Consider the following 22242-nt stretch of genomic DNA (forward strand, 5'->3'; position numbering starts at 1 on the left):
AGCGTTCTCCTCGGACGGCCGGTTCGTCTCAGCGGTTCGACGACACGGCCCCGCGGAATGTGAGGCGGCGCTCCGGCCTCACACTTGGGCGCGTCATCTCGTCGAACCGGTGAGGACGGACGCGAAGGAGGGTCGTCGACACCATGAGCACCCCATCCGAACCCGAGCCGGAGGGCGGCGCGCTCGATCCGGGCCTGAGCGCGGTCATCAGCGAGCGGCGCCGGCTGATCAATCTCGGGTACCGGCTGCTCGGCTCCCTGGCCGAGGCCGAGGACGTCGTCCAGGAGACCTACGCGCGCTGGTACGCCCTGTCCCGGCGGGAGCAGGAGGCCATCGCGTCACCCGGCGCCTGGCTGACGAAGGTCGCCGGCCGCATCTGCCTCGACCTGCTCGGCTCGGCACGGGCCCGCCGGGAGCGCTACGTGGGCGCGTGGATCCCGGAGCCGCTGCCCGACCGCACGGAGTGGGCCACCGGGCGGGCGGGCGCGGCCACCGGCGACCCGGCCGACCGGATCACCCTCGACGAGTCGGTCAACATGGCCTTCCTCGTCGTGCTCGAATCGATGACCCCGGCCGAGCGCGTCGCGTTCGTCCTGCACGACGTCTTCCGCTACACCTTCGCCGAGGTGGCCGAGATCGTCGGCCGGACGCCGGCGGCGTGCCGCCAGCTGGCCTCCTCGGCCCGCCGCCGCATCCGCGCGTCGCGGGCCGCCGAGACGGCGATCGAGCCCGCGACGCCGTCCGCCCGGCAGGCCGGCATCGTCCGCGAGTTCAAGGCGGCGTGGGAGGCCCAGGACATCGACGCCCTCATCGGCCTCCTCGACCCCGACGTCAGGACGATCGCCGACAGCGGCGGCCTCGTCCCCGCCGTGCTCCGCCCCATCGAAGGCGACGAGCAGGTCGCGCGCGGTTTCGTCGACGTCGCCGTCAAGGCGCCCGGACTGGAGATCCTGGAGCGCACGGTCAACGGGCAGCCCGGTCTGGCGGCGCGGCTGGACGGCGTCACCGTGGTCGTGGTGGCGTTCGACGTCGTCGGCGACCGGATCAAGCACATCTGGGCCGTGCGCAACCCCGAGAAGCTCCGCTCCTGGACGACGCGCTGAAACGCCCTCGGCCGATCAGCACCGGAACCACGTCTGGCGGCGGTACTCGTAGGCGTTGCCCTCCGCGGTCATCACCAGGATGAGGGCGCCCGCCAGCGCCTCGGCCTCGTCCAGGCGCTTCCGGTACTCCTCCGGCGACAGCGGTCGCACGCCCAGGGCCTCGGCGGCCTCGGTGTCCTCCTCCTCCGGGTCGTCGCCGGCGGGCTCGGCGCTCACCATGAACTCCAGGGCCTCGGTCAGGTCGCGTCCCAGGATCTGGTAGCCGCCTTCGGAGTCGGCGTACAGCACCGGGCGGCGGGGACCGTCGCCGCACAGGAAGTAGGTGCCGCCGGTGCCGTGCCCGCCGATCGGCTCCAGGCGGGCGCCTCCGAGCAGGTGGAGCTCTTCGACAGGCTCGAGATGCGAGGGATGGGACATCTCAAAATCGAGTCGCGCCAGCTCATCTCGCAGCGGTTCGCTCTGGCGGATGCGCGTGAGCAGTTCCGGCTCCGGCGAAGGGGGGCGGGTGGCGTCGCCGAGCCAGGCCGCGGCGTCCACCGGATCGGTCGCGTCGGGCGGAACCGGCAGCGCGGCTCCGTGGCGGGCGCCTCCGGTGCGCACCACCACCCGGGCCTCGCAGCCGAACACCGTCGCGGGGACGTCGTAGAGCGCCAGCTCGCAGCCGGGATCGCCGGGGTCGGCCACCGGCCCGGCGACCGCCGCCAGCGGCGCCTCGGCGGCGAACCGGGGCCAGCCCAGGCGCTCCAGCGCGCAGCGGCGCAGATCCGGGGCGACGTTCTCGGCCGAGAGGACGGCCGCGTACGAGGCGGTACCGAACTCACGCACCGCGCGCTGCCGCAGCTCCTCGTCGGAGGCGTAGGCGATGTCGGCGGCGCTCCATCCGGGGTCGATGAGGTCGGACGGCACCGGCTGCCCCCGCCAGCAGTGCTGCGCGAAGCCGCCCTCGTAGCGCACGGCCGGCCCGTCCTCGCGGTGCAGCCGTCCCGAGTCGTCGGTGTGGACCTCGGCAGGGGGAGGGGTGAGGAGCGCGATGTCGTTGAGCGCCCACCACCAGCCGACCGCCGGCGCCAGGCGCAGCCGCGCCTGGAGCGGCCCGGACTTTCCGGCCTTTCCGCCGCGCACGGCCTCCAGGATCAGCGTCGCGTGGTTCTCCGGGGCGCGCACCGCCCCCCACACCTGCCGCCACTGCTTCCAGTCGCCGGTATGCGGGGCGTCGGCGCAGGACCGCAGCGCGGCACCGACCGTCCCCCACTCCCCCGCCGGGAACACCGGTTCCAGCGCGCGGAGCAGGAGCGCGTGGACGCCGGCGCCGACGGCCGCGAAACGTTCTGGGGCGGCGGGCGACAGCGCCTCCTGCTGGAACCAGGGCGCGACCCCGCTGTTGATCGCCCAGGCGGGCTCGCCGACGCGCCGCAACACGGCCGCCAGGTCGGGCTCGTCCAGGTCGTAGGAGAGGTTGTGGGCCGAGCGCACGTCCGGCAGCCGCCACCTGGCGGCGGCGGGCTCGTTCTCCTCGAAGGAGTCCGGCTCCTTGCGGCCGAACGTCCTTTCCAGGCGTGCCGTGGTCGCGCTCATCCACGTGCGGTGCGCCTCCAGTTGCAGGTCGCCGTCGAGGTACCGGTGGCCGTAGAAGAGGGTCCGCGCCGCGATGGCGCCCGCCAGCGGGGACTCCAGCCAGATCACGGCTTTGGGACGCTCCCAGCCGCGGTGGTCGTACAACTCGGCCAGTGCCCGCTCGGCATCGCGGCGGTCCGGGTCGGCGGCACGCGCCTCCCACCGCCCGCACAGCTCGTCGACGCGCCTGCGCTGCTCGGCGGTCAGCCGGTCCTCTGGTCCCATGGGTGTTCCTCGGTGTTCGGCGGATGGATCTTCATTCTGAGACCCGCGGGGCCGTCCGGGTTCCCCCGAAACGCCGCCGCGGCGGCGGCCGGCCCGGCGGGCACCAGAGGGTTCTTTCGTTGGGCGAAGCCGAGACGGGCCGGGCCTCGGGCGCCGCCCGGCCCGTCCGCCCGCTCAGGCGGGACGGTCCAGGTCCAGGCGGTCGGCCAGCCCGGCGGCGGTGAAGGCGGCGACCAGTTCGTCGCGGCCCTCGGTGAAGTGGGCCCAGCTGTCGCAGTGGACGGGCACCACCCGGCGGGCGCCGAGGATCCTGGCGGCCTCGGCGGCCTGGGCGCTGTCGAGGACGATGAGCGCGCCGTCGAAGAGGATGTCGAAGCGGGGAGCCCCGGCGAAGAGGATGGCGGTGTCGACCGGGCCGAAGCGTCCGGCGATCTGCTCGACCGCGTCGAGGGAGGCGTTGTCGCCGCTGACGTAGACCGTGGGCAGCCCCTCCCCGGTCAGGACGAAGCCGACGACCTGGCCGGTGATCGGTTCGACCTCTTCGCGGGCGCCCGGGCCGTGGACGGCGGGCACGCCCGTGACGGTGACCGTCCCGCCACCGGGGCGGTCGAGCTCGACCTGCTCCCAGTCGGCCAGTCCCTTGGCGCCGCCTCCCAGGCGCTCGCCGCCGCCGGGGGTGGTGAGGGTGAGCGGCACGCCGGCGAGAAGCGCCCGGCCGGAGTCGTCGAGGTTGTCGGGGTGCTTGTCGTGGGACAGCAGGACCACGTCGATGCGTCCGAGGTCGTCCGGTGCGGCGGCGGAGGGCGCCGTCTTGGTCAGCCGGCCGCCCGGGACGGGGTACTCGCCGGGGGCGTCGAAGGTGGGGTCGGTCAGGAATCGCAGGCCGCCGTACTCGAACAGGGCGGTCGGGCCGCCGAGGACGCGGACGGGGATCCGCTCGCGGGTCGCGCTGGTGCTGGAACCGGTCATCGAAACCTCACGGATGAGAAGCGGTCTATCCGTGAAGGACGGTAACCGTTTCTCACGGACGGGCGCAACTCGTACCATGAGAGCCATGAGGGAGTCCCCGACCGCCGAATCCGCCCCGCCGCCCGCGCCGGGAGCGGAGGACCACCTCGCCCTCGACTTCGTCAACAGCGCCGTCGCGCTGCCCGGCGGGCACTTCGTCGATCTCCTCGGCACGCCCGCCGGAACCAACCGGTGGCTCTTCGAACGCGGCCTCGCCCCGGCCGACGCCGGAATCCAGGAGATGTGCGCGACGCAGCTGCGCTCACTGCGCGAACACGTCAGGGCGCTGTTCTCCGCCCGCGTCGCCGGCCTTCCCGCGCTGCCCGGGGCCCTGTCCGCCGTCAACGACGCGCTGAGCAGGGTCCCCACCGCTCCCCTGCTGCACTGGGACGAGAAGAACGGCCCCTACCGCGCCGCGCCGTGCCCCACCAACGAGATCCTCGACCACGCTCTCGCGACCCTCGCCGCCAACGCGGCCGACCTCCTCACCGGACCCGACGCCGAACGCCTCACCGCCTGCGCTTCCGCCCCCTGCAACCGCTATCTGCTGCGGCACGGCCGCCGCCACTGGTGCTCCACCCGCTGCGGCGACCGCGCCCGCGCCGCCCGCGCCTACGCCCGCCGCACCCAGCCGAAAGAAGACTGACACTCCCGAGTTGACCTCGACCCTGGTTGAGGTTGAAGGCTCTGCTGTGGCGGTGCCGAATCGGAACGTGGAGGGTGATGTGCATGCGCGTCGTGCAGGCGGTGCGTTTCGGAGGTCCCGAGGTGCTCGTACCCGGCGAGGCCCCCGATCCGGTCGCCGGACCGGGTCAGGTGGTCGTCGAGGTCTCGGTGGCGGGGATCACGTTCGTCGAGACGCAGATCCGGCGCGGCGTCGACAGGTGGCACGCCAAGCCCGAGCTTCCGTACGTGCCGGGCGGTCTGGTGGCCGGCCGCGTGGGCTCGCTCGGTGAGGCGGTGGATCCGAGCTGGTCGGGACGGCGCGTCCTCGCCGGAACCGGGGAGACCGGCGGGTTCGCCGAGCGGGCGGTCGCCGACGTCCGGGAACTGATCCCGGTGCCGGAAGGGCTCGGGCTGCCCGAGGCCGCCGCCCTGCACACCGACGGCAGCACCGCGTTCGGACTGGTCGAGGCGGCCGGAATCCGTCCCGGGGACTGGGTGCTGGTCGAGGCGGCGGCCGGCGGCGTGGGCAGCCTGCTCACGCAACTGGCCCGGGCCGCCGGCGCCAGGGTCGTCGGGGCCGCACGCGGCGCGCGCAAGCTGGACCTGGTCCGCGACCTGGACGCCGAGGCCGTGGTCGACTACTCCGAGCCGGACTGGACCCGGCACGTGCTCACGGCGACCGGCGGGGCGGGCCCCGATGTGGTGTTCGACGGTGTCGGCGGTGAGGTGGGGCGGGCCGCGTTCGAGGTGACGGCCCGCGACGGCCGGTTCTCGGTGCACGGCGCCTCCAGCGGCGAGCCGACGGCGATCGATGCCGACCAGGCGCGACGGCGCGGAGTGGAGGTGCTCGGGATCGAGCAGCTGTACGGGTTCGGGCCGAAGATGAGCCGCTGGGCCGAGCAGGTGATGGCGGAAGCCGCCGCCGGCCGGATCCGCCCGGTCATCGGGCAGACCTTCCCACTGGAACGCGCCGCGGACGCACATGCCGCCATCGAAACCCGCGACGCCCTGGGCAAGACCCTGCTCCTGCTCTGAGATCCGGGTCACGCTGGTGGTCTTCGACTCGGACGCGCTGCGCGGCACGGTCGAGGCGTACCGGGCCGGGCACGCCACCGGCCCCGTCGTGGTGCAGGTGAACGGCCCGGCCGCTGGACGAGCGGCCGGGCGCTGACCGGCCCCGCCGAGCGCGTCCCGCTCATCGCCCCGCTGAGGCGATCAGAGCGCCCCGGCGTCCTTGGCGGTGTAGACGGTCGGATAGACCGGGCGGAAGCCGAGCAGGCGGCGGATCTTTGAGGTGTCGACGATGCCCTCCCACGGATCGTCGAGCGTCCTGCCCGCCGCCTCCTCGGCGGCCGGCTCGCCGTTGAGGTCCAGCAGTTCCAGGGCGGTGACGGGCGCGTCGTCGGCCACGTTGAAGATCTCGCCGTCCACGCCGTCCGCCCGGAGCGCCCGCAGCAGGACCTGGCCGACGTCGGCGTGGTGCACCATGTGCAGGCGCTTGTGCGGCGGCCAGTCGCGCGCCCACATCAGCGACTCGGCCAGGTGCGCGTCGCCTTCGCCGTACACGAACGCCAGCCGGGCGATGCGCAGCGGCAGTCCCTCGGTTCGGTGGAGGTCGAGGAGGGCCTTCTCGGCCGCGGTCTTGCTCGTCGTGTAGGCCAGGTCAGGGGGGACGGGGTCGTCCTCCTCCCGGACCGGGCGGCCGTGCCCCGGGCCGTAGACGAGGGTGGTCCCGGCATAGACGAAACGGGTGACGTTCGCCCGAAGGGCCGACTCGGCCAGTTCGACGGTGGCGGTGTGGTTGACGCTGACCGCCTCCTCGTCCGGCACGCCGCGGAACGCCGCGCCGAGGTGGACGACCGCGTCGACGCCCTTGAGCGCGCCGTCGAGGTCGCCGGTCTCGCGCAGGTCGCCGACGACGACCTCGGCGCCGAGCCGCTCGAGGGGCTCGGCCCGGACGGGATCGCGGACGAGCACCCGCACGGACTCGTCCTGCTGGAGCAGGCGGGGGACGAACCGGCTGCCGACCCGGCCGGTCGCCCCGGTCACCAGGATGGTCATACGAGACTCCCGAAGGCTCGATGTGCTGTCGGTGCCGACGCTAGCAGAAGCTTGGATATATCCAACCTTTGGAGCCATCAAATATTCTGCACCGTGCGACGGCCGTACGATGACCGTCATGGAGGAACGCGGTTCCGAGCAGGACGAACGGCTCAGGTCCGAGCTCTGGGAGGCCTTGTACGACCTCTTCCTGGACGAGCACGAGCGCCACCTGGAGTCGATCGCCGAGCTCGGTGTCAGCCCGGGCGACCTCAAGGCCCTCATGCGCCTCGTCCCTGGCGATCGCGAACCTATGCGCGCGCTGGCCGACATGTGGCGCTGCGACGCCTCGACCGTCACCTGGATCGTCGACCGCCTAGAGAAGCAGGGCCTGGTCGAGCGCCAGGCCCACGAGAAGGACAGGCGCGTCAAGGTCGTCGTCCTGAGCCGCCGCGGCAGGCAGCTGCGCACGCAGTTGATGAGCCGCTTCTACGAGCCGCCCGCCATCCTGTCGGAGCTGTCCTCCGGCGACCTGGACACCCTCCACCGGCTCTCCCTGCGGCTACGCCCGAAGACACCCTGACGGCGCCGGTTGTGGCCAACACCTCCTGACGTGCCAGGAGACACCTGCGCCCGCGGAGTCACTCTGGCCGCGGCGGGGTTTCCATAGTTGACTTCCCGCATGCGCTACGGCATCTGCGTGCCCAATCTCGACGAGTTCGTTGACGCGCGTCACTTCGCGGACCTCGCCCGCCGGGCGGAGGAGGCCGGCTGGGACGGCTTCTTCGTCTGGGACCACGTCGTCTTCCCGCACGGCCGGCGGTACGAGGTGGCCGACCCCTGGGTGCTGCTGACGGTGGCGGCCACGGCGACCGAACGGATCAGGCTCGGCCCGCTGGTCACCGCGGTCGCCCGGCGGCGTCCCGGAACACTGGCGCGGCAGACCACCTCGCTGGACCGGCTTTCGGGCGGGCGGCTGGTGTTCGGAGCGGGCCTCGGATTCACGCTGGAGGCCGAGTTCGGCACCTGGGGCGAACCGGTGGAACCGCGGGTCGTCGCGCAGCGGCTGGACGAGGGCCTGGCAGTGCTGGCCGGGCTGTGGTCCGGTGAGCGGGTGGACTTCCACGGCGAGCACGTGACCGCCGCGGACGTCACGTTCGCGCCGACCCCGGTGCAGCGCCCGCGCCCGCCGGTGTGGATCGGCTGCAACTGGCCCAACCGGGTGCCGCTGCGCCGGGCCGCCCGCTGGGACGGCGTGGTCCCGATGGTGTTCGGACCGGACGGCTCCTGGACGCCGACCGCGGAGGTGGTGGCCGAGGTCGTCGCGCACATCGGCGAGCAGCGCGACACCACCGGGCCGTTCGACGTGGTGATCACCGGCCGTACCCCGGCCGACGAGCCCGGCGCGGCCCGCAAGACGGTCGAGCCCATCGCGGACGCGGGCGCCACCTGGTGGCTGGAGGGCTTCCGGCCCCAGCCGGGAGAGTACGACGCCGCCGTCCGCCGAATCGAGGCCGGCCCGCCCCGCTGACGCGAGCGTCGACCGCCGTCGGCTCGGCCGGCAAGAGTGCTCATCGCGGGCGCAGGCCGTCGAGCGCGAGGTCGATGAACCGCCGCCAATCACCGAAGGTGTGCCGGCTGATCGCCGCCACGGCTCCGGCGATCATGTAGAGGTCCGCGACGGTGGCGTCCGCACGGAAGGCGCCGTCGGCCTGGCCGCGTTCGAGCAAGGCGCCCGTCAGCGCGAGGAGTTCGGCGCCCACCTCACCCCGCGGCTCGGTCGAGCCCAGGGCCTTCTCGATCGCCTCGGACAGGCCGCGCCCCTGCTCGTGCACCGTGCCGATACGGCTCAGGAAACAGGCCAGGGCCCGCCGCGCGTCGGGGTCGGGCAGGCACCGCGTCCGCGCGAACGCCAGGATCTCGGCGAAACGCCGTTCGGCGACGGCGTCGACCAGGGCCTGCCGGGTCGGGAAGTGCCGGTAGACGGTGCCGACGCCGACCCCGGCCGCCTGGGCGACCTCCGCCATCTGCACCTCGTCCCCGCGCTCGGCGAACAGGTCGCAGGCCACCTGCAGCACGCGGACACGGTTGCGCGCGGAGTCGGCGCGCGGTTTGCGGGCGGCTTGCTCTGACATCCGGTGCAGTCCTTCGTCTAGACTCTATCCGGAACTGGATTCCGATTCCGGAAGGGCATCATGTCCGCAGACCGCTTCATTCTCTTGGACGCCGCCGAGGGACGCCCGACCCGCGTCCCGGTCCCCCCGGCGTTCACCGTCAAGGCCACGACCGCCGACACCGAGGGCAAGTTCTCGCTCCTGGAGGTGACACTCGCCCAGGGCATCCCCCGGCATGTCCACCACAAGGCCGACGAGAGCATCTACGTGCTGGACGGCGAGCTGATCGTCGAGTTCGACGACCGGACGCACACGGCCACCGCCGGGCGGTTCGTCCTGCTGCCGCACGGCGTCCCCCATGCCCTGCGCCCCGGCTCGACACCGCCGAGGCTCCTCCAGATCTCCTCGCCGGGCGGCTGGGAGTGCTTCATCGAGGACATGTTCGAAGACCGCTCCAAGGTCACCACCAACGGCAGGCTCGACCCGGCCAAACTCAACCCCATCGCCGCCAAGTACGACATCACCTACGAAGAGCAGCCCTAGCCACCCGGCCCCGGCCCGTCCCTCTCGCCGGACGGGCCGGAGTGCCGAGGGGAGACCATCCTGAGCAGCGTCCGTCCGAGATCGCGCACCGAATCCTCGGCCTCGTGCAGCGCGTTCTGAAGCGCCGTGACCTCCTCCGGATCAGGGTCGCGCGTTCGTTCTCGCCCGGGGTCGGCCTCTCGCCTGCGCCTGCGCCTGGTCGGCGGCGCGGGGTCGTCCGCGGATCCGCCGGGCTTCGTACGCGCGGCACCTTCGCCCTTCGTCGCCTTCTCACCCACGTCGCGGACGACATCGCCGGTACCCGCCCCGACATCACCCACCGCCCCAGCCGTCCCCTTCCCAACATCCTCAACAGCACTTCCAACACCCTCCACCGCACCCCCAGCACCCTTCCCAAGCCCCTCCACGGCACCTCCAGCACCCCTCCCAACACCTTCCACCGCGCCCCCAGCACCCCTGCCAACGTCCTCCACCGCGCCCCGAGCGCCCTTCCCGACGTCCTCGACCGCGCCGCCTGCGCCCCTGCCGACGTCCTCCACGGCGCTTCCCGCACCCCTGCCGACGTCCCTGACCGCTCCGCCAGTACCCCTGCCGAGTTCGTCCACCGCCGAGCCGGTTCCGGCGCCGATGTCGCGCACGGCCGACTCCAGGCCGCGGCCGATGTGCTGAAGGATCTCCGGATTGCGGTCGAGCGTCGTCAGCACGCGGTCGACGATGACGGCGACGTTGCCGAGCCGGACCTTGAGGTGCGCCTCCGCCTCGACCCCCTTGATGTCCAGCTCGACCTTGCCGAGGGCCACGTCCGCGCCGACCGACAGCCTGAGCAGATCGAGGACCTGCGCCACGAGTGAGACATGCGCCTCCAGGTTCTCGACCTTGAGGGAGATCTCGTCGACCTTGAGCTCCGGGACGTCGAGATCGACGTCCGGCTCTTCGTCGACCCGGACCCGCCTCTCCGGCGCACCGACCGGGTCCTCCGCCCCGCCGCCGGATCCGCTTCGCCGCCGTTCCGGCTCTTCGTGGCCCATCGCTCCCCCCGGGCTCGGTCCGTGGCCCTCCGGGCCCGCTACCCGCCCCTGAGCAGCAGTAACATGCGCGGCAGACGGTCCGGCGCCAAAAGATCTACCCTTCACGGATCCCGTTCGCCGTGGGGCCCCGCGGCGAGAACGGCCCACCTGGACCAGGGATAACGTGAGTTATGGCTCGCTGGGTCCTGCACGTCGACCTGGACCAGTTCATCGCCGCGGTCGAGGTGCTGCGCCACCCGGAACTGCGCGGACGCCCGGTCGTCGTCGGCGGGGACGGCGATCCGACCAAGCGCGGGGTGGTCAGCACGGCTTCGTACGAGGCCCGCGTCCACGGCGTGCACTCCGGCCTGCCGCTCCGCACGGCGGCGCGGCGCTGCCCGGACGCGGTGTTCCTGCCCGTCGACCGGGAGGTCTACGAGGCCGCGTCGTCCCAGTTCATGGCGGCGCTGCGGGGGTTCGACGCCGTGGTCGAGGTGCTCGGCTGGGACGAGGCGTTCCTGGCCGTCGAAACCGACGACCCCGAGACCACGGCCGACGAGATCCGCGACCGGATCCGCGCGGCCACCGACCTGGAATCCACGGTGGGCATCGGGCAGAACAAACTCCAGGCCAAGCTGGCGACCGGTTTCGGGAAACCGGCCGGCGTCTTCCGGATCACCCACGAGACCTGGTTCGAGGTGCTCGGCGCCCGGCCCACCGACGCGCTGTGGGGCATCGGCGCCAAGACCGCCAAGCGTCTGAAGGCGCTGGGCATCGGCACCGTCGGCGAACTCGCGGCCACCGATCCGTCCGCCCTCGCCGCGCACGTCGGCCCCACGACCGGGCCATGGCTGGTGCGCCTGGCCCGAGGGCAGGACCACTCGCCCGTGACCAGCGCACCGTACGTCCCGCGCTCCCACGGCCGGGAGACCACCTTCCAGCACGACCTCGACGACTGGGAGGACGTCCGCCGCGAGGTCGCGAACCTGGCCCGCAAGGTCGCGAAGGACGTCGCGGACGACGGAAGGGACACCGTCCGCGTCATCGTCAAGGTCCGCTACGCGCCCTTCATCACCCAGACCCACGGCCGGACCCTGGAGACCCCGACAACCGAGGCGTCCCAGATCGAGACCGCAGCCCTCGCCGCCCTCGCCCAGTTCACCGAACGGCGCCCAGTACGCCTGCTAGGCGTCCGCACCGACTTCGCCCGCTAAGCGAAACCCAACCCCCAACCGGAAAGACCAGCCCGGCACGAAACAGGCCCCTACCAAAAGACAGACCCACCGCCCAACAGGCGGATCCAGCACAGAAGGCCAGCCCGGCCACGAAAGCCGAGCTCGGGCGCAGGAGGCAGGCTCGGCACAAGGCGAACCCGGCCACAAAAGGCGGGCTCGACGCGGGAGGCCAGCCCGGCATTGGAGGCAGGCACGCACGGAAGGCGGGCCCAGTCACGGAAGCCGAGCCCGGCACGAAAAGCAAGCCCGGGCGCGGGAGGCGGGTCCAGCACGAAAGACAGGGCCAGGCTCGGAAGGCGAGCCCGACACGGGAGGCCAGACCGGCACGGAAGGCAGGCACGCGCGGAAGGCAGGGCTGGTCACGATAGGCGAGCCCGGCCACGGGAGGCGAGCCCGACACGGGAGGCGAACCGACAGGCAAACCCGGTCACGCAAGGCGGGGCCCGACGCGGAGGCGGGCCCGGCACGAAAAGACAGGGGCGGGCTTTGAAGGCGGGCCCGACGTGGGGGCAGATCGGGGCGGGAGGCAGGCACGCACGGGAGGCGGGGCCGGGGTTTGGCGGCCCCGCCTTGCGTGAGGGGCGGGGTGTGGCGGCGGGGCCTTGTTCGAGGTGGGGTTGTGTTAGCGGAGGGCGGTGGCCAGGCGGCGCCATTCTTCGCGGGGGAAGGCGCTCGAGTCGGCGGTGAGCACCTGGACGCACACGTGGTCGGCACCGGCGGCGCGGTGCTCGTCCACTCGGCGCTTGATGGCGTCCTCGTCGCCCCAGGCGATCAGGGCGTCGAACAGGCGGTCGCTCACCGACTCCACGTCCTCGGCCGAGAAGCCCAGGCGCAGCAGGTTGCCCGCGTAGTTGGGCAGGGAGAGGTATCCGCGCAGCCAGTCGGTGCCGATCGCGCGGGCCTCGTCCCGCGTCGAGCAGAGGACGACCGTCTGCTCCGGGAGCACCAGCGGCCCGTCCCCCACTGCCTCGCGGGCCTGCCGGGTGTGCTCCGGCGGGACCAGGTACGGGTGGACGCCCCCGGCCCGCTCGGCCGCGAGCTTGAGCATCTTGGGGCCGAGCGCGGCGAGCACCCGGCTCTCCCGGGGCACGGGCTGATCCGCGCCGTCCAGGCCGTCGAGGAAGCCGGTCATCGCCGCCAGCGGCTTGCGGTACCGGCCGGGCTCGGAGGCGTCCACCAGCGGGGCGTGGCTCACCCCGATGCCCATCAGGAACCGGTCACCGTGCGCCGCCGACAGCGACGCGAACGAGGCGGCCGTTTCCTCCGGCGTGTGCATCCACAGGTTGAGGATGCCGGTCGCCACGACCGTCTCGCGGGTCGCCTCCAGAAGGTGGCCGACCGCGTCGAAGACCGGTCCGCCGATGTCCGGAACCCACAGCGCGCGGAAGCCCAGTTCCTCCAGCTCCGCGGCGGCCTCCGCCGACTCCGCGGCGTCGCCGTACCGCAGCTGCTGGCTCCACACGCCGACCCCAGAAAGCTTCACAGTGCCGTTCCCTTCTTCAGCCCGCCCGGATCGATCAAGCCTAGCGGCGCCTGAGACAGCGCCACCGGAGCCGGGCCGCATGTCGCATCCACGCTCGGCGCCGGGCTCCGGTCAGGCACCGGACGTGACCTGCGGGTGGAGCGGTGTTGCCTATCGGGTCGCGCGCGTGTCCGGGCGGCGGGCTGGGTTAGGGCCTGCCGCCCGGACGGGGGTGTCGTTCAGTTGAGGAGGGCGGCGATGGCGTTGGTGGTGGTCGGGTACTCGGTCAGGAGGGCGGAGCCGGTCGTTGTGGTGGGCCAGTCGGGTGAGAGGCCCAGGAGGGCGGCGACGGCGTCACAGGTCGCGGGATGGGTGGTCAGGAGTTCGCTGGTGGGGCCTCCGGCGAGAGTGGAGGGGGGCGGCGCGGCCTGGGCGGACCAGGGCGGGACCCATGCGTCGAGTGCCTGGGTGGTGGCGGGGAACGTGCGGCCCGCCTCTCTGACCAGCACCGGGACCATCTCCGCGGCGTGGTCCTTGAGGGTGGTGATCAGCTTCGGCAGCCACGGCAGCAGGACGGTGTCGGGCAGCCGGGCGAACGCCTTGGACAGGACCTCCACCACCAGCGACGCGAGTGCCGGGGCGGGTTCCAGGGCCTGGACGAAACCGCTCAGGTAGAGCGGGAACGACGGGACGACCAGCGGGTTGTCCAGCAGTTCGTCGCACCGCCGCCGCAGTTCGTCCAGGGGGAGGAGGCCCAGCTGTGTCTGCGCCGCCCACAGCAGGGCGACCTTGGCGGGGGCCTCCGGGTGCGACTGCTGGACGGCCAGTTCCAGCTGGGTGTGGTCGCAGCCGAGCGAGAGCGCCAGGCTCTCCATGCCGAGCAGGAACCCGAGCATCGCCGCGACCTGCCGCACGCCGGTGGCGTCGTCGGTGAACGCGGTCGGCAGGAGGGTGCAGTAGTGCGCGTACCCGGCGGTGACGAACGCCTGGCACCACTCCGGCAACTCCGGTTCGGTCGCCTGGTAGTGGGTGAGCAGCCGCCGGACGCGGCGCAGGACCTCGGGCGCGTCGTCCACCGTGCGCTCGGCGGCCAGAAGTTCGACCGCGCGGGCGCCCAGTTCGTCGGTGAAGCGCCTGGCGCCCAGGTAGAGGATGGCGTCCTCGACGGCTTCGAGGGCGTGGGCGGCGGTCGCCTGCGGGGCGTGCACCGCCTTGCGGAGCCGCTGCTCGAGCACCTGCTCGATGGTGACGCCCTCGTAGCCGAGCTCGACGATCGAGCGCATGTTCCGGCCGATGGCCAGGTCCCAGCTCTCCTGGATGGAGCGTTCGCCCAGGCGGCGCGAGCCCATGATGGGCTGGACGGCGTCGTGCGGCACCAGCCGGCGCAGGATCCAGAGCAGGTCCGAGCACGGGCGCAGGTGCGGGTCGGCGTCCAGGTTGAGCAGCGCCCGCTGGATGGTGCGCTTCTCCAGGTCGAGGCCGAGCGGCTTGAGCCGGTCGAGGACGTCGCGGGCCAGCGGCGGCAGCGCGTCGTAGCCGACCTCGCCCACCCGGTCGCCGCCGAGCAGGATCTCGCACAGGCGGGCGACGTCGCGGCGGCCCGGCACCGCGTCCTTCTCGATGCAGGTGATCGCCGCGTCCTGGAAGTCGTACGGCGTCGGCCGCCGCCGCCCGCGGATCCCGGCCAGCAGGATGGACGTCTCGTACACCGCGATGGCGTCGGCGGTGCTGGAGGCGTAGCCGTTCTTGCGGGCCAGCCGGACGATGTCGACGCACCAGCCGAGGAGTTCCTGCTCGTCGAGGCCGTCGGTGGCGGGCGCCGCCGTCAGGAAGTCCGACAGCCGGTCGGTCACGGGGGCCTGCGGGGCGGGCGGCTTCGCGGCCGGAGCCTTCTTCGGTGCCCGCTTGCCCAGCCGGAACGGTTTGAGGCCGCTGCGCCGCAGCGCCTTCGCCCAGGTCGCGGCGGCGATCGACACCGAGCCGGGCGCGAGGCCGAACTGGGCCTCGATCGCCGAGTGGCTGGACGGGATCAGCCCGTACTGCCAGCGCGTGGCGGTGCGCGGGGTGATCTCGAACGTGCCCGTGCCGTGCAGCCCGAACTCCTCCACCCGGCTCGCCGCGTGGAAGGCGCCGCACACGTACAGGCAGTCGGCGGGGTCGGCGCCCGAGGACGCCAGATGCTCGCGCATCCGCGTCCACATGTAGCGCTCGCGGTCCTCGTCGACGGCGGTGCGGTCGGAGCCCTCCGGCCGCAGCCGCCGGAACAGGCTGCCGATCAGCACCATGACCTGCCGGTAGGTGTCGTGGTCGGCGTCGACCAGCGGCTGCTCGACGTACTGGTCCCACCACTCCGACCAGTGCCGCACCTTGCCGTGGTGGAGCAGGTGCTCCTCCAGCTCGGCGAAGCGGGGCCGCAGGTCGCCGATCTCGACGCCGACGGCGTCGCCGTGCAGCGCGGTCTCGTCGTCGTCGGCGTTGCCCGCCTCGGCGTCCTCGCGCGGCTCCCACTGGAAGACGTGGTCGGTCGACCGGTCCACCAGGACCAGTTCCACGCCGGGCGTGGTGAGCGCGTACGAGATCGCCTGGTACTCGGCGGACGCCTCGGTGAGCGGCGCGACCACGCTGAGCGGCGCCCACTTCGCCGGGAATCCGTCGATGTCGGTGGCGAACGACTGCAGCGCGACCGGCAGCGTGCAGTTGTGCAGCTCGTCCAGCAGCGGCCGCAGGTCCTCGCACAGCTCCAGGTAGACGACCTTCGGCCGCTTCTCCCGGAGCCGGCGGGCCATCGCGGTCGCCGAGGACGGCGAGTGGTGGCACACCGGGAAGATCTCCAGCGGTTCGCGCAGCGCCCGGTCGACGTCCTCGACGAGCCCGCCCAGGATCTCCGCCACCGGCCCGGACCCGAACCGCTCGGCCGCCCCGAGCAGCTGCCCGCGCAGCCCGCCGAACGGCCCCGCACCCACGTCGCCCAGATCGGTCGCGTTGTCGATTGCCGGGCCGGTCATTGGGAACTCCTCGCGTGAAGAACCCCGCCTTCAGGCGGGGAGGAGACGAGTCCCGCGGACGCGGCGCGGTGCGGCATCGGGCGGGAGGGCTCCTCGGGATGGATGGTGTAGGCGTAGCCGTCGGCACGCTGAAGCAGGGTGAAATGCCGGTGGTGCGCGGTGGCGTGGCCGTTCCGGGTGCGGATGGTGAATGTGCCGGAGGCGCGTACGGCGACGCGGCCTGTGTGGGTGCCGGCGTACTTCCCCGTCGGAACGACGGCGCGGGCGTGGTCTCCGGTGGTGAAGCCGAAGAACCGCTTGAGTCGTGGGAGGCGGAGGCGCGGGAAGCCGTACTTGTCAGGCTTGGTCCGCTGGTACTGACCGCGGCCGGTGCAGGCTGCAACGAGCACTTGGTGAACGGTTTGGGTGATGATGTCGAGCGTGCCCACGCATAGTGCGTCGAGGGTATGGGACTTCGGCACGCGGTTGCGGGTGCGGTTCCACTTGGTGCGGCCGCCTGACGCGACGTGGGTGGGAAGCCGTGCGTCGAGTTCCCGCCACAGCGCCCACCGAGTGGACTGCACCGCCGCGGCATCCCGGAGCGGGGCCTTGGCCCGCCTCAGGATCTGGGCGGCCCGCTGGGGGGCGAACTGCTCGACCGGCCGGTTGCCCTTGGCCTGGTTACAGGGCACGCAGGCCAGGACGAGATTCGAGACACGGTCTGAGCCGCTCCGACTACGGGGGTGGACGTGGTCGATGTTCAATGGCACCCCGTTGACGCCGCAGTACACGCAAGCCCGGCCGAATTTCGCGAGGAGGTATTCGCGGACCTCGTAGCCGTGCAGGGTCCCGTGCTGATACTCGGCGCCCTCCAGTGGGCGACCTGCGGACAGGGCGTGGGTGTCGAACGCGACCCGCTCCACATGCACCGCACGGACAGGCGCCCAGCGGGTCAAGCGGTCCACCCACGCCACCGTAGTGTCCACCCGGTGCCGCAAGCTTGGAGGAAGCCACCCGTCCGGGCGGCGGCGGTTGCGGTACCGCGGGGCGCGGTACCGCAGGTTTCGTGACCTGCGGCCGCGCCGGTAGGCGGCGCGTTGTTGAAGCCTTTCGCGGATGGTCGCACCGCGATGGCCGAGTCGGATGCCGTATCGGCCGCGCCGCTCACCGGCCCGTGCGGTGAACACCGCGATGCCGGTGTGTGCGCTGCCGGGGTCGATGCCCAGTTCCACACCCTCCACCTCGGATTCTGAGACGGTGCGATCTTTAAGGCGGATGACGAACGGAGTACGGCGGTGCACGACCGCCCGGCCGGACGTCAGCAGCTTGCGCGCCCGGGCGGGCGTGGTCGGTTGCAGCGGTGCGCCGTGCTTGTCGAGCACGAACACCGATGGGTGCACCTCACGGTGCCTCTCCCCGACCCGGGCGGGTCCGGGGGTGACGCCGCCGACGGCAGGTGAACCACCGGCGGTCTCCCCTCGACCATGTCCCACACCGGGTACCACCTGCATGAGGCGGTCTTCGAGTCCTGTTTCGTCCCTGATCCTGGGGTTGTCTACTGACTCGAATTCCAGCGCCACCTGCTGAGGAAGCACAGGGGGGTGGGTCTTCCGTCCTGCATGGAACGTCGCCGACAAGGTCACCTCCTTCGTATGTCGGCAGGTCTGGTAACGGCGGCCTCGACCACGCGGGCCGAGAGCTCCCGCCCTCAGGCGGGGGATCCCGTTACGACAGCTTCGCCAGCGCTTCGCGGCCGCCCGCCAGGAAGCCCTGCCACTCGCCCTCCTCCTTCTTGCTGCGCGGCTCGACGACGCCGTGCCAGAACTTGTTGAGGATGGCCAGGTCCTCCGGGGTGCGGCGGGCCAGCGACCCGACCAGCGAGGACGCGAGGGTCTCGGCGCGCAGCGCGCGCTCGCCGAAGAACTGGCTGTGCAGGATCGCGTCCTCCAGCACGCCGATCTGCTCGGCGGTCGACAGCGCCGACTCCAGCTTCTCGTCGTCGCTGCGGGCGGACGCGGCGGCGGCGCGCAGGTCGGCGAAGCTCTGCAGCAGCACCTCCAGCAGGGACGGCGCGACCTCCAGCTCGATCCGGTGCCGCCGCAGCAGCTCGCTGGTCCGGAACCGGACGATCTCCGACTCGGCCTTCTTGCTGGTCACCACGGGGATGCGGACGAAGTTGAAGCGCCGCTTGAGGGCCGAGGACAGGTCGTTGACGCCCCGGTCGCGGCTGTTGGCCGTCGCGATGATGGAGAAGCCGGGCTGGGCGAACACGGTGTTGTCGGTGTCCAGCTCGGGGATGGAGACGTACTTCTCCGACAGGATGGAGATCAGCGCGTCCTGCACGTCGCTGGTGGAGCGGGTCAGCTCCTCGAACCGGCCGATCACGCCGCGCTCCATCGCGGTCATGATGGGCGAGGGGATCATCGACTCCCGGGACTGCCCCTTGGCGATCACCATGGAGACGTTCCAGGAGTACTTGATGTGGTCCTCGGTGGTGCCGGCGGTGCCCTGCACGACCAGCGTCGAGTTGCGGCTGATCGCCGCCGACAGCAGCTCGGCCAGCCAGGACTTGCCGGTGCCCGGGTCGCCGATCAGCAGCAGCCCGCGGTCGGAGGCGAGGGTGACGATCGCGCGCTCGACGAAGGTGCGGTCGCCGAACCACTTCTGCGGGACGTCGCGGTCGAGGCCGTCGGAGCGCTCGGAGCCCAGGATGAAGGTGCGCACCATCCGCGGGCTCAGCCGCCACGAGAACGGCTTGGGCCCGTCGTCGATCGACTCCAGGTGGTCGAGCTCCTCGGCGTACTTGACCTCGGCCGGGGCGCGCAGCATGTCGTCGGTCATGTCGGGGGGACTCCGTCTCTAGGTGAGGAAGTTCTTCAGTTCGAACACGAGCTTGTCGATGTGGCCGGAGATCACCGGGGTGCCGAGCTCCTTGAGCTTCTGCCGGTACCACGAGTCGACGCTGGCCTGGCCGGAGCTGTTGACCGAGCCGACCGGGATGAACTTCACCCCGGACCGGCGCAGCGCCCCGAAGTCGCTCAGCAGGCTCCGGTCGTCGTAGAAGTCGGAGATCCAGACCAGCGCCGTGTTGCGCGGGTCGGCGATCTTCGGACGGGCCATCCGCATCGCGACCGGCCCGTGCGTGCCGCCGCCGAGCGTGGTGCGCAGCAGCACCTCGAAGGGGTCGTTCACCCACGGCGTCAGGTCGATCGCGCGGGTGTCGTAGGCGATCAGGTGCACGTCGACCTTGGGCAGCCCGGCGAAGATGGAGGCCAGGATGGTGCAGTTGACCATCGCGTCCACCATGGACCCGGACTGGTCGACCACCACGATCATCCGCGCCGGGGTGGTGCGGCGGGCGGTGTGCTTGTAGAACAGCCGGTCGACGTAGAGGCGCTCTTCCGCCGGGTCGTAGTTGACCAGGTTCTTCCAGATCGTCCGGTCGAGGTCGAGGTTGCGGAACACCCGCTTGGGCGGGACGCTGCGGTCGATCTTGCCGGTGCTGGTCTTCTCCACCCGGGTCTTCAGGACCTCGGCGACCTCGTCGACGAACCGCCTGATCAGCGCCTTGGCGTTGGCGAGGGCCTCGCCGGACAGGTTGTGCTTGTCGCGCAGCAGCTGCTCGATCAGCGACATGCTGGGGGTGAGCTTGTTCGCCAGCGCCGGGTCGGCGAGCACCTCGCGCAGCCGCATCCGCCGGACGAGGTCGCCTTCCAGATTGGCCAGCACCGCGTTGAGGTCGGCGTCGGTGACGTCGAATCCCGAACCGGCCCCGGATCCGCGGCCCTGCCCGCCGCTCTTGCCGCCGTCCGCGCCTGTACCGGTGCCGCCGCCCTGCCCGGTGCCCGTGCCCTGGCCGGGGCCGTCGCCCGCGCACGCGCCGAGGGCACGGCGCAGCCACTCGGCGTCGCGCTGCCAGGCGGCGAGCCGCGTCGCCGACACGTCGCCCGAGCCCGTGCAGAACGCGTTCAGCAGCAGTTTCGACACCAGCGCCGCGCGCCGCACCCGGTCGCCGCCGTCGCCCTCGGCCAGCGGGTCGCGGATCTCCGGCTCCAGCTCGGGGAAGCGCTGCAGGACGGTGTCGACCGTGACACCCGGGTCGAGCAGCGCCGCCGGGAGCCCGCGCTCCTCGACGACGGCCAGGCTCGCCGCCTCCAGGGCGGGCTGCTCCTCGGCGTCGAACACCCGTCCCAGCAGCCGCCAGAGCAGAACCTGCCGGCGGACCTCATCGCTCTCGGTCATTTCCGCAGCAGCCTTCCCGCGCGTTCGGTGAGGACGGCCACGGCGTCGCCCGAGCGGGCCTGCGCCTTCACGACCTTGGGGTCGGTGGGGCCCTGCGCCCAGTCGCCGTTGTGCGCCTCGACCGGTTGCTTCTTCACGGCGCCCTGCACGGCGAGCGGCTGGAGCGTCCAGCGCCCGGCGTCCCAGCGGAGCAGGCCGATGCACGCGGTGGACGCGCCGACCAGCTGCGGGGTGAGGGGGCCGCTGGGCGGCAGCCGGTCGAGGTCGACGGCGAGGGTCTCGCCGTTCAGGTCGAACGTGCCGTCGCGCGCGGCCTTGTAGCCCTCGACGAGCACCGGCTCGGCGACGCGCACCGGGTGGCGGTCGAGCGGCGGGACGGCCGGGGCCTGCGCGTCGGAGAGGCGGACGCGGGCGGTGGCGAACGGGTCGGCGGGGTTGCCGGCGGTGGCGCGCTCCTCGTCCCAGAGCAGGTCGCCGCCGGAGGTCAGGGACATGCCGTCGACGTCGACGGAGCGGTGCTCGGCGAGGGCCGCGAGCAGCGTCGGGTACGCCTCCAGCAGCTTCCACACCGCGGGGCCGAGGATCGTGTCGACCTTGGCGGCGGCGACGGCGACGCGGACGAGCCGCACCGGCCCCTCCCCCGCCGGCTCCAGCACCGCGTGCAGCTGCGCCTGGACGAGCGTGCCGTGCTCGTGGACGTCGACGCCCAGGGGCAGGAGCCGCCCGGAGACGGCGGCCGTGCCGCCCGTCCAGCTCCCCGAATGCGAGAGCAGCACCGCGCGCGTCCACAGGTCGGCCCAGCGGCGCTCCGGGATGCGCTCCATCGTCGCGACCGGGCACGAGGCGCGCAGCTCGGCGGCGAGGCCGTCGAGCAGCACGGCGAGGCGGCGCAGCCGCGGCTCGGCCCACAGCGACTCGAGCGCCTGGTCGGCGGCCGACACCAGCCCGTCGTCGACGCCCCGCCAGCCGGCGATGGCCAGCTCCTGCAGCCAGGACCGGCCTCCGGCGAGCAGGTCGGCGGGCACCGGCTCCTCCCCGGCGGAGGCCTCTTCCCAGGTGGGACGGGTGCGGCCGAGCGCGCCGTCGAGGCGGTCGAGCAGCGCGTCGTGCACCGAGCCGAGCAGCGCGGCGCGGGCCCCGGCCAGCGCGGTCAGCTCGGCGACGCCGATGGAGCCGGTGCCGAGCCCCGCGGACGCGTCGGCCACCGCGGGGCCGAGCGGGGACGCGCCCACCGCTCCGGCCAGCGCGTTGAGGGCCTCGGTGTGCTTCGGGCCGAGCCGGGCGAGGCCGTCGGTCAGCGCGGCGTCGAACCCGGCGACCGCGTCCAGCGCCTCCCCGACGCCCGGCGGCGTCTCGGCGAGCAGCCCGGCGAGCTGTACTCCCTGCATCAGCGGACCGCCCCCAAGGCCGGGAACCAGTGCATCTCGGTGAGGGGCTCCGGGCTGGCCGGAACCTCCAGGTAGGCCAGGTGGCGCAGGAACCGGCTGAACACCATCGCGGCCGGGGCCTTCTCCTGGGTGCCCTGGAGGAGGTAGTTCAGGTCGTCCCCGTCGGACGCCTCGACCTTCAGGTAGCGGGCGACGCGTTCGAGGCCGTACTGCTTGACCGCCTCGTCGATGAGCGCCTTGAGGTGCTTGCAGCGGTAGTTCCCGCCGGCGCCGCCGCACGGCCGGTTGTTGTTGGTGCTGCAATTGAAATGGTGCGTCTCCGCCGCGATCGACGAAACGTACACCCGGGCGATGTCCGAACCGCTCGACACCACCCCCTGCAGGCGCCCCTCCGCCAATTCGACGAACGGCACCTTGACCAGTTTGCGTGGTTGGACGGGCGGCACCACGCGCACCGCGCTCCGTTCCTCCCACCCGGCCTCGCCGGAATTCATGAGTTGTCGACCTCCACCTTCGCGGCCCGTCGGATGCCAAGAGTTCTACCGGTCTCCTCCGACAGAATCCGGCGCCACCGGTGACCTGGGCGGAGACGGGTACCGGTTGACAAGGAG

Annotated in this window: 19 protein-coding genes; 7 read left to right on the forward strand and 12 right to left on the reverse strand. The window is 72.5% G+C overall.

The window, feature by feature from the left end:
- Window positions 1-143 precede the first annotated feature (143 nt).
- The gene (gene sigJ / locus ACZ466_RS18440; protein ID WP_464043886.1) at window positions 144-1103 is read left to right on the forward strand and encodes an RNA polymerase sigma factor SigJ; all 960 of its coding nucleotides are present in this window, start codon (window positions 144-146) and stop codon (window positions 1101-1103) included.
- Window positions 1104-1118: 15 nt separating this feature from the next.
- On the opposite strand, the gene ACZ466_RS18445 is transcribed toward sigJ, so the two are convergent.
- Together ACZ466_RS18445 and ACZ466_RS18450 are read right to left on the reverse strand one after the other, a co-directional pair.
- Window positions 1119-2942, reverse strand: a complete 1824-nt coding sequence (locus ACZ466_RS18445) for a DUF6745 domain-containing protein (protein ID WP_378289299.1) — start codon at window positions 2940-2942, stop codon at window positions 1119-1121.
- A 174-nt stretch (window positions 2943-3116) separates the two neighbouring features.
- Window positions 3117-3911, reverse strand: a complete 795-nt coding sequence (locus tag ACZ466_RS18450; protein WP_378289297.1) for an MBL fold metallo-hydrolase — start codon at window positions 3909-3911, stop codon at window positions 3117-3119.
- A gap of 85 nt (window positions 3912-3996) precedes the next feature.
- Here ACZ466_RS18450 and ACZ466_RS18455 point away from each other — a divergent pair, with 85 nt between their 5' ends.
- Complete coding sequence (locus tag ACZ466_RS18455) at window positions 3997-4596, forward strand: CGNR zinc finger domain-containing protein (RefSeq protein WP_378289295.1); 600 nt, start codon at window positions 3997-3999, stop codon at window positions 4594-4596.
- A gap of 83 nt (window positions 4597-4679) precedes the next feature.
- On the forward strand, window positions 4680-5651 hold the full coding sequence (locus ACZ466_RS18460) for a zinc-binding dehydrogenase (RefSeq protein ID WP_378289293.1): 972 nt from the start codon (window positions 4680-4682) through the stop codon (window positions 5649-5651).
- A 180-nt stretch (window positions 5652-5831) separates the two neighbouring features.
- Here ACZ466_RS18460 and ACZ466_RS18465 read toward each other — a convergent pair whose 3' ends face one another.
- Window positions 5832-6677 carry an NAD-dependent epimerase/dehydratase family protein gene (locus tag ACZ466_RS18465; RefSeq protein WP_378289291.1) on the reverse strand — a complete coding sequence of 282 codons (846 nt, stop codon included), beginning with the start codon at window positions 6675-6677 and terminating at the stop codon, window positions 5832-5834.
- A gap of 118 nt (window positions 6678-6795) precedes the next feature.
- Here ACZ466_RS18465 and ACZ466_RS18470 point away from each other — a divergent pair, with 118 nt between their 5' ends.
- Together ACZ466_RS18470 and ACZ466_RS18475 are read left to right on the forward strand one after the other, a co-directional pair.
- Window positions 6796-7239 carry a MarR family winged helix-turn-helix transcriptional regulator gene (locus ACZ466_RS18470; RefSeq protein ID WP_378289289.1) on the forward strand — a complete coding sequence of 148 codons (444 nt, stop codon included), beginning with the start codon at window positions 6796-6798 and terminating at the stop codon, window positions 7237-7239.
- Window positions 7240-7338: 99 nt separating this feature from the next.
- The gene (locus tag ACZ466_RS18475) at window positions 7339-8187 is read left to right on the forward strand and encodes an LLM class flavin-dependent oxidoreductase (protein ID WP_378289287.1); all 849 of its coding nucleotides are present in this window, start codon (window positions 7339-7341) and stop codon (window positions 8185-8187) included.
- 40 nt (window positions 8188-8227) lie between these two features.
- On the opposite strand, the gene ACZ466_RS18480 is transcribed toward ACZ466_RS18475, so the two are convergent.
- A complete protein-coding gene (locus ACZ466_RS18480; RefSeq protein WP_378289285.1) occupies window positions 8228-8791 on the reverse strand; it encodes a TetR/AcrR family transcriptional regulator in 564 nt (187 codons plus the stop codon).
- Window positions 8792-8851: 60 nt separating this feature from the next.
- Between ACZ466_RS18480 and ACZ466_RS18485 the strand changes: the two genes are divergently transcribed.
- Window positions 8852-9313, forward strand: coding sequence for a cupin domain-containing protein (locus tag ACZ466_RS18485; protein ID WP_378289283.1), 462 nt, complete (start codon window positions 8852-8854; stop codon window positions 9311-9313).
- Here the strand turns inward: ACZ466_RS18485 and ACZ466_RS18490 are convergent.
- Window positions 9310-10341: a hypothetical protein gene (locus ACZ466_RS18490; RefSeq protein ID WP_378289281.1), complete on the reverse strand. Its 1032-nt coding sequence runs from the start codon at window positions 10339-10341 to the stop codon at window positions 9310-9312. The genes ACZ466_RS18485 and ACZ466_RS18490 overlap by 4 nt on opposite strands.
- 170 nt (window positions 10342-10511) lie before the next feature.
- On the opposite strand from ACZ466_RS18490, the gene ACZ466_RS18495 reads away from it, so the two are divergent.
- A complete protein-coding gene (locus ACZ466_RS18495; protein WP_378289279.1) occupies window positions 10512-11534 on the forward strand; it encodes a DNA polymerase IV in 1023 nt (340 codons plus the stop codon).
- Between the two features lie 643 nt (window positions 11535-12177).
- Here the strand turns inward: ACZ466_RS18495 and ACZ466_RS18500 are convergent.
- From ACZ466_RS18500 to ACZ466_RS18530, 7 genes are all read right to left on the reverse strand, one after another.
- Complete coding sequence (locus tag ACZ466_RS18500) at window positions 12178-13038, reverse strand: LLM class F420-dependent oxidoreductase (RefSeq protein WP_378289277.1); 861 nt, start codon at window positions 13036-13038, stop codon at window positions 12178-12180.
- Between the two features lie 218 nt (window positions 13039-13256).
- A complete protein-coding gene (locus ACZ466_RS18505) occupies window positions 13257-16022 on the reverse strand; it encodes a DUF5682 family protein (protein WP_378289275.1) in 2766 nt (921 codons plus the stop codon).
- The gene (gene iscB, locus ACZ466_RS18510; protein WP_378289273.1) at window positions 16019-17389 is read right to left on the reverse strand and encodes an RNA-guided endonuclease IscB; all 1371 of its coding nucleotides are present in this window, start codon (window positions 17387-17389) and stop codon (window positions 16019-16021) included. The genes ACZ466_RS18505 and iscB overlap by 4 nt, the downstream gene beginning before the upstream one ends.
- 337 nt (window positions 17390-17726) lie before the next feature.
- The gene (locus tag ACZ466_RS18515) at window positions 17727-18842 is read right to left on the reverse strand and encodes an ATP-binding protein (protein WP_378289271.1); all 1116 of its coding nucleotides are present in this window, start codon (window positions 18840-18842) and stop codon (window positions 17727-17729) included.
- A gap of 18 nt (window positions 18843-18860) precedes the next feature.
- Window positions 18861-20243, reverse strand: coding sequence for a VWA domain-containing protein (locus ACZ466_RS18520; RefSeq protein WP_378289269.1), 1383 nt, complete (start codon window positions 20241-20243; stop codon window positions 18861-18863).
- Window positions 20240-21631 (reverse strand): hypothetical protein, encoded by a 1392-nt coding sequence (locus tag ACZ466_RS18525; protein ID WP_378289267.1) that lies wholly within the window; start codon window positions 21629-21631, stop codon window positions 20240-20242. The genes ACZ466_RS18520 and ACZ466_RS18525 overlap by 4 nt, the downstream gene beginning before the upstream one ends.
- Entirely contained in the window at window positions 21631-22125 is a 495-nt protein-coding gene (locus ACZ466_RS18530; RefSeq protein WP_378289264.1) for a hypothetical protein, read from the reverse strand. The genes ACZ466_RS18525 and ACZ466_RS18530 overlap by 1 nt, the downstream gene beginning before the upstream one ends.
- Window positions 22126-22242 lie beyond the last annotated feature (117 nt).

It is taken from the genome of Actinomadura rugatobispora (assembly GCF_055379765.1).

Bases quoted from the DNA above. Each gene is read 5' to 3' on its own strand.
- ACZ466_RS18530 (WP_378289264.1), bottom strand. From the start codon at position 22,125: ATGAATTCCGGCGAGGCCGGGTGGGAGGAACGGAGCGCGGTGCGCGTG.
- ACZ466_RS18485 (WP_378289283.1), top strand. From the start codon at position 8,852: ATGTCCGCAGACCGCTTCATTCTCTTGGACGCCGCCGAGGGACGCCCG.
- ACZ466_RS18475 (WP_378289287.1), top strand. From the start codon at position 7,339: ATGCGCTACGGCATCTGCGTGCCCAATCTCGACGAGTTCGTTGACGCG.
- ACZ466_RS18495 (WP_378289279.1), top strand. From the start codon at position 10,512: ATGGCTCGCTGGGTCCTGCACGTCGACCTGGACCAGTTCATCGCCGCG.
- ACZ466_RS18515 (WP_378289271.1), bottom strand. From the start codon at position 18,842: ATGACCGACGACATGCTGCGCGCCCCGGCCGAGGTCAAGTACGCCGAG.
- ACZ466_RS18470 (WP_378289289.1), top strand. From the start codon at position 6,796: ATGGAGGAACGCGGTTCCGAGCAGGACGAACGGCTCAGGTCCGAGCTC.
- ACZ466_RS18490 (WP_378289281.1), bottom strand. From the start codon at position 10,341: ATGGGCCACGAAGAGCCGGAACGGCGGCGAAGCGGATCCGGCGGCGGG.
- ACZ466_RS18505 (WP_378289275.1), bottom strand. From the start codon at position 16,022: ATGACCGGCCCGGCAATCGACAACGCGACCGATCTGGGCGACGTGGGT.
- ACZ466_RS18460 (WP_378289293.1), top strand. From the start codon at position 4,680: ATGCGCGTCGTGCAGGCGGTGCGTTTCGGAGGTCCCGAGGTGCTCGTA.
- ACZ466_RS18455 (WP_378289295.1), top strand. From the start codon at position 3,997: ATGAGGGAGTCCCCGACCGCCGAATCCGCCCCGCCGCCCGCGCCGGGA.
- ACZ466_RS18445 (WP_378289299.1), bottom strand. From the start codon at position 2,942: ATGGGACCAGAGGACCGGCTGACCGCCGAGCAGCGCAGGCGCGTCGAC.
- ACZ466_RS18520 (WP_378289269.1), bottom strand. From the start codon at position 20,243: ATGACCGAGAGCGATGAGGTCCGCCGGCAGGTTCTGCTCTGGCGGCTG.
- ACZ466_RS18465 (WP_378289291.1), bottom strand. From the start codon at position 6,677: ATGACCATCCTGGTGACCGGGGCGACCGGCCGGGTCGGCAGCCGGTTC.
- ACZ466_RS18450 (WP_378289297.1), bottom strand. From the start codon at position 3,911: ATGACCGGTTCCAGCACCAGCGCGACCCGCGAGCGGATCCCCGTCCGC.
- ACZ466_RS18525 (WP_378289267.1), bottom strand. From the start codon at position 21,631: ATGCAGGGAGTACAGCTCGCCGGGCTGCTCGCCGAGACGCCGCCGGGC.
- sigJ (WP_464043886.1), top strand. From the start codon at position 144: ATGAGCACCCCATCCGAACCCGAGCCGGAGGGCGGCGCGCTCGATCCG.
- ACZ466_RS18480 (WP_378289285.1), bottom strand. From the start codon at position 8,791: ATGTCAGAGCAAGCCGCCCGCAAACCGCGCGCCGACTCCGCGCGCAAC.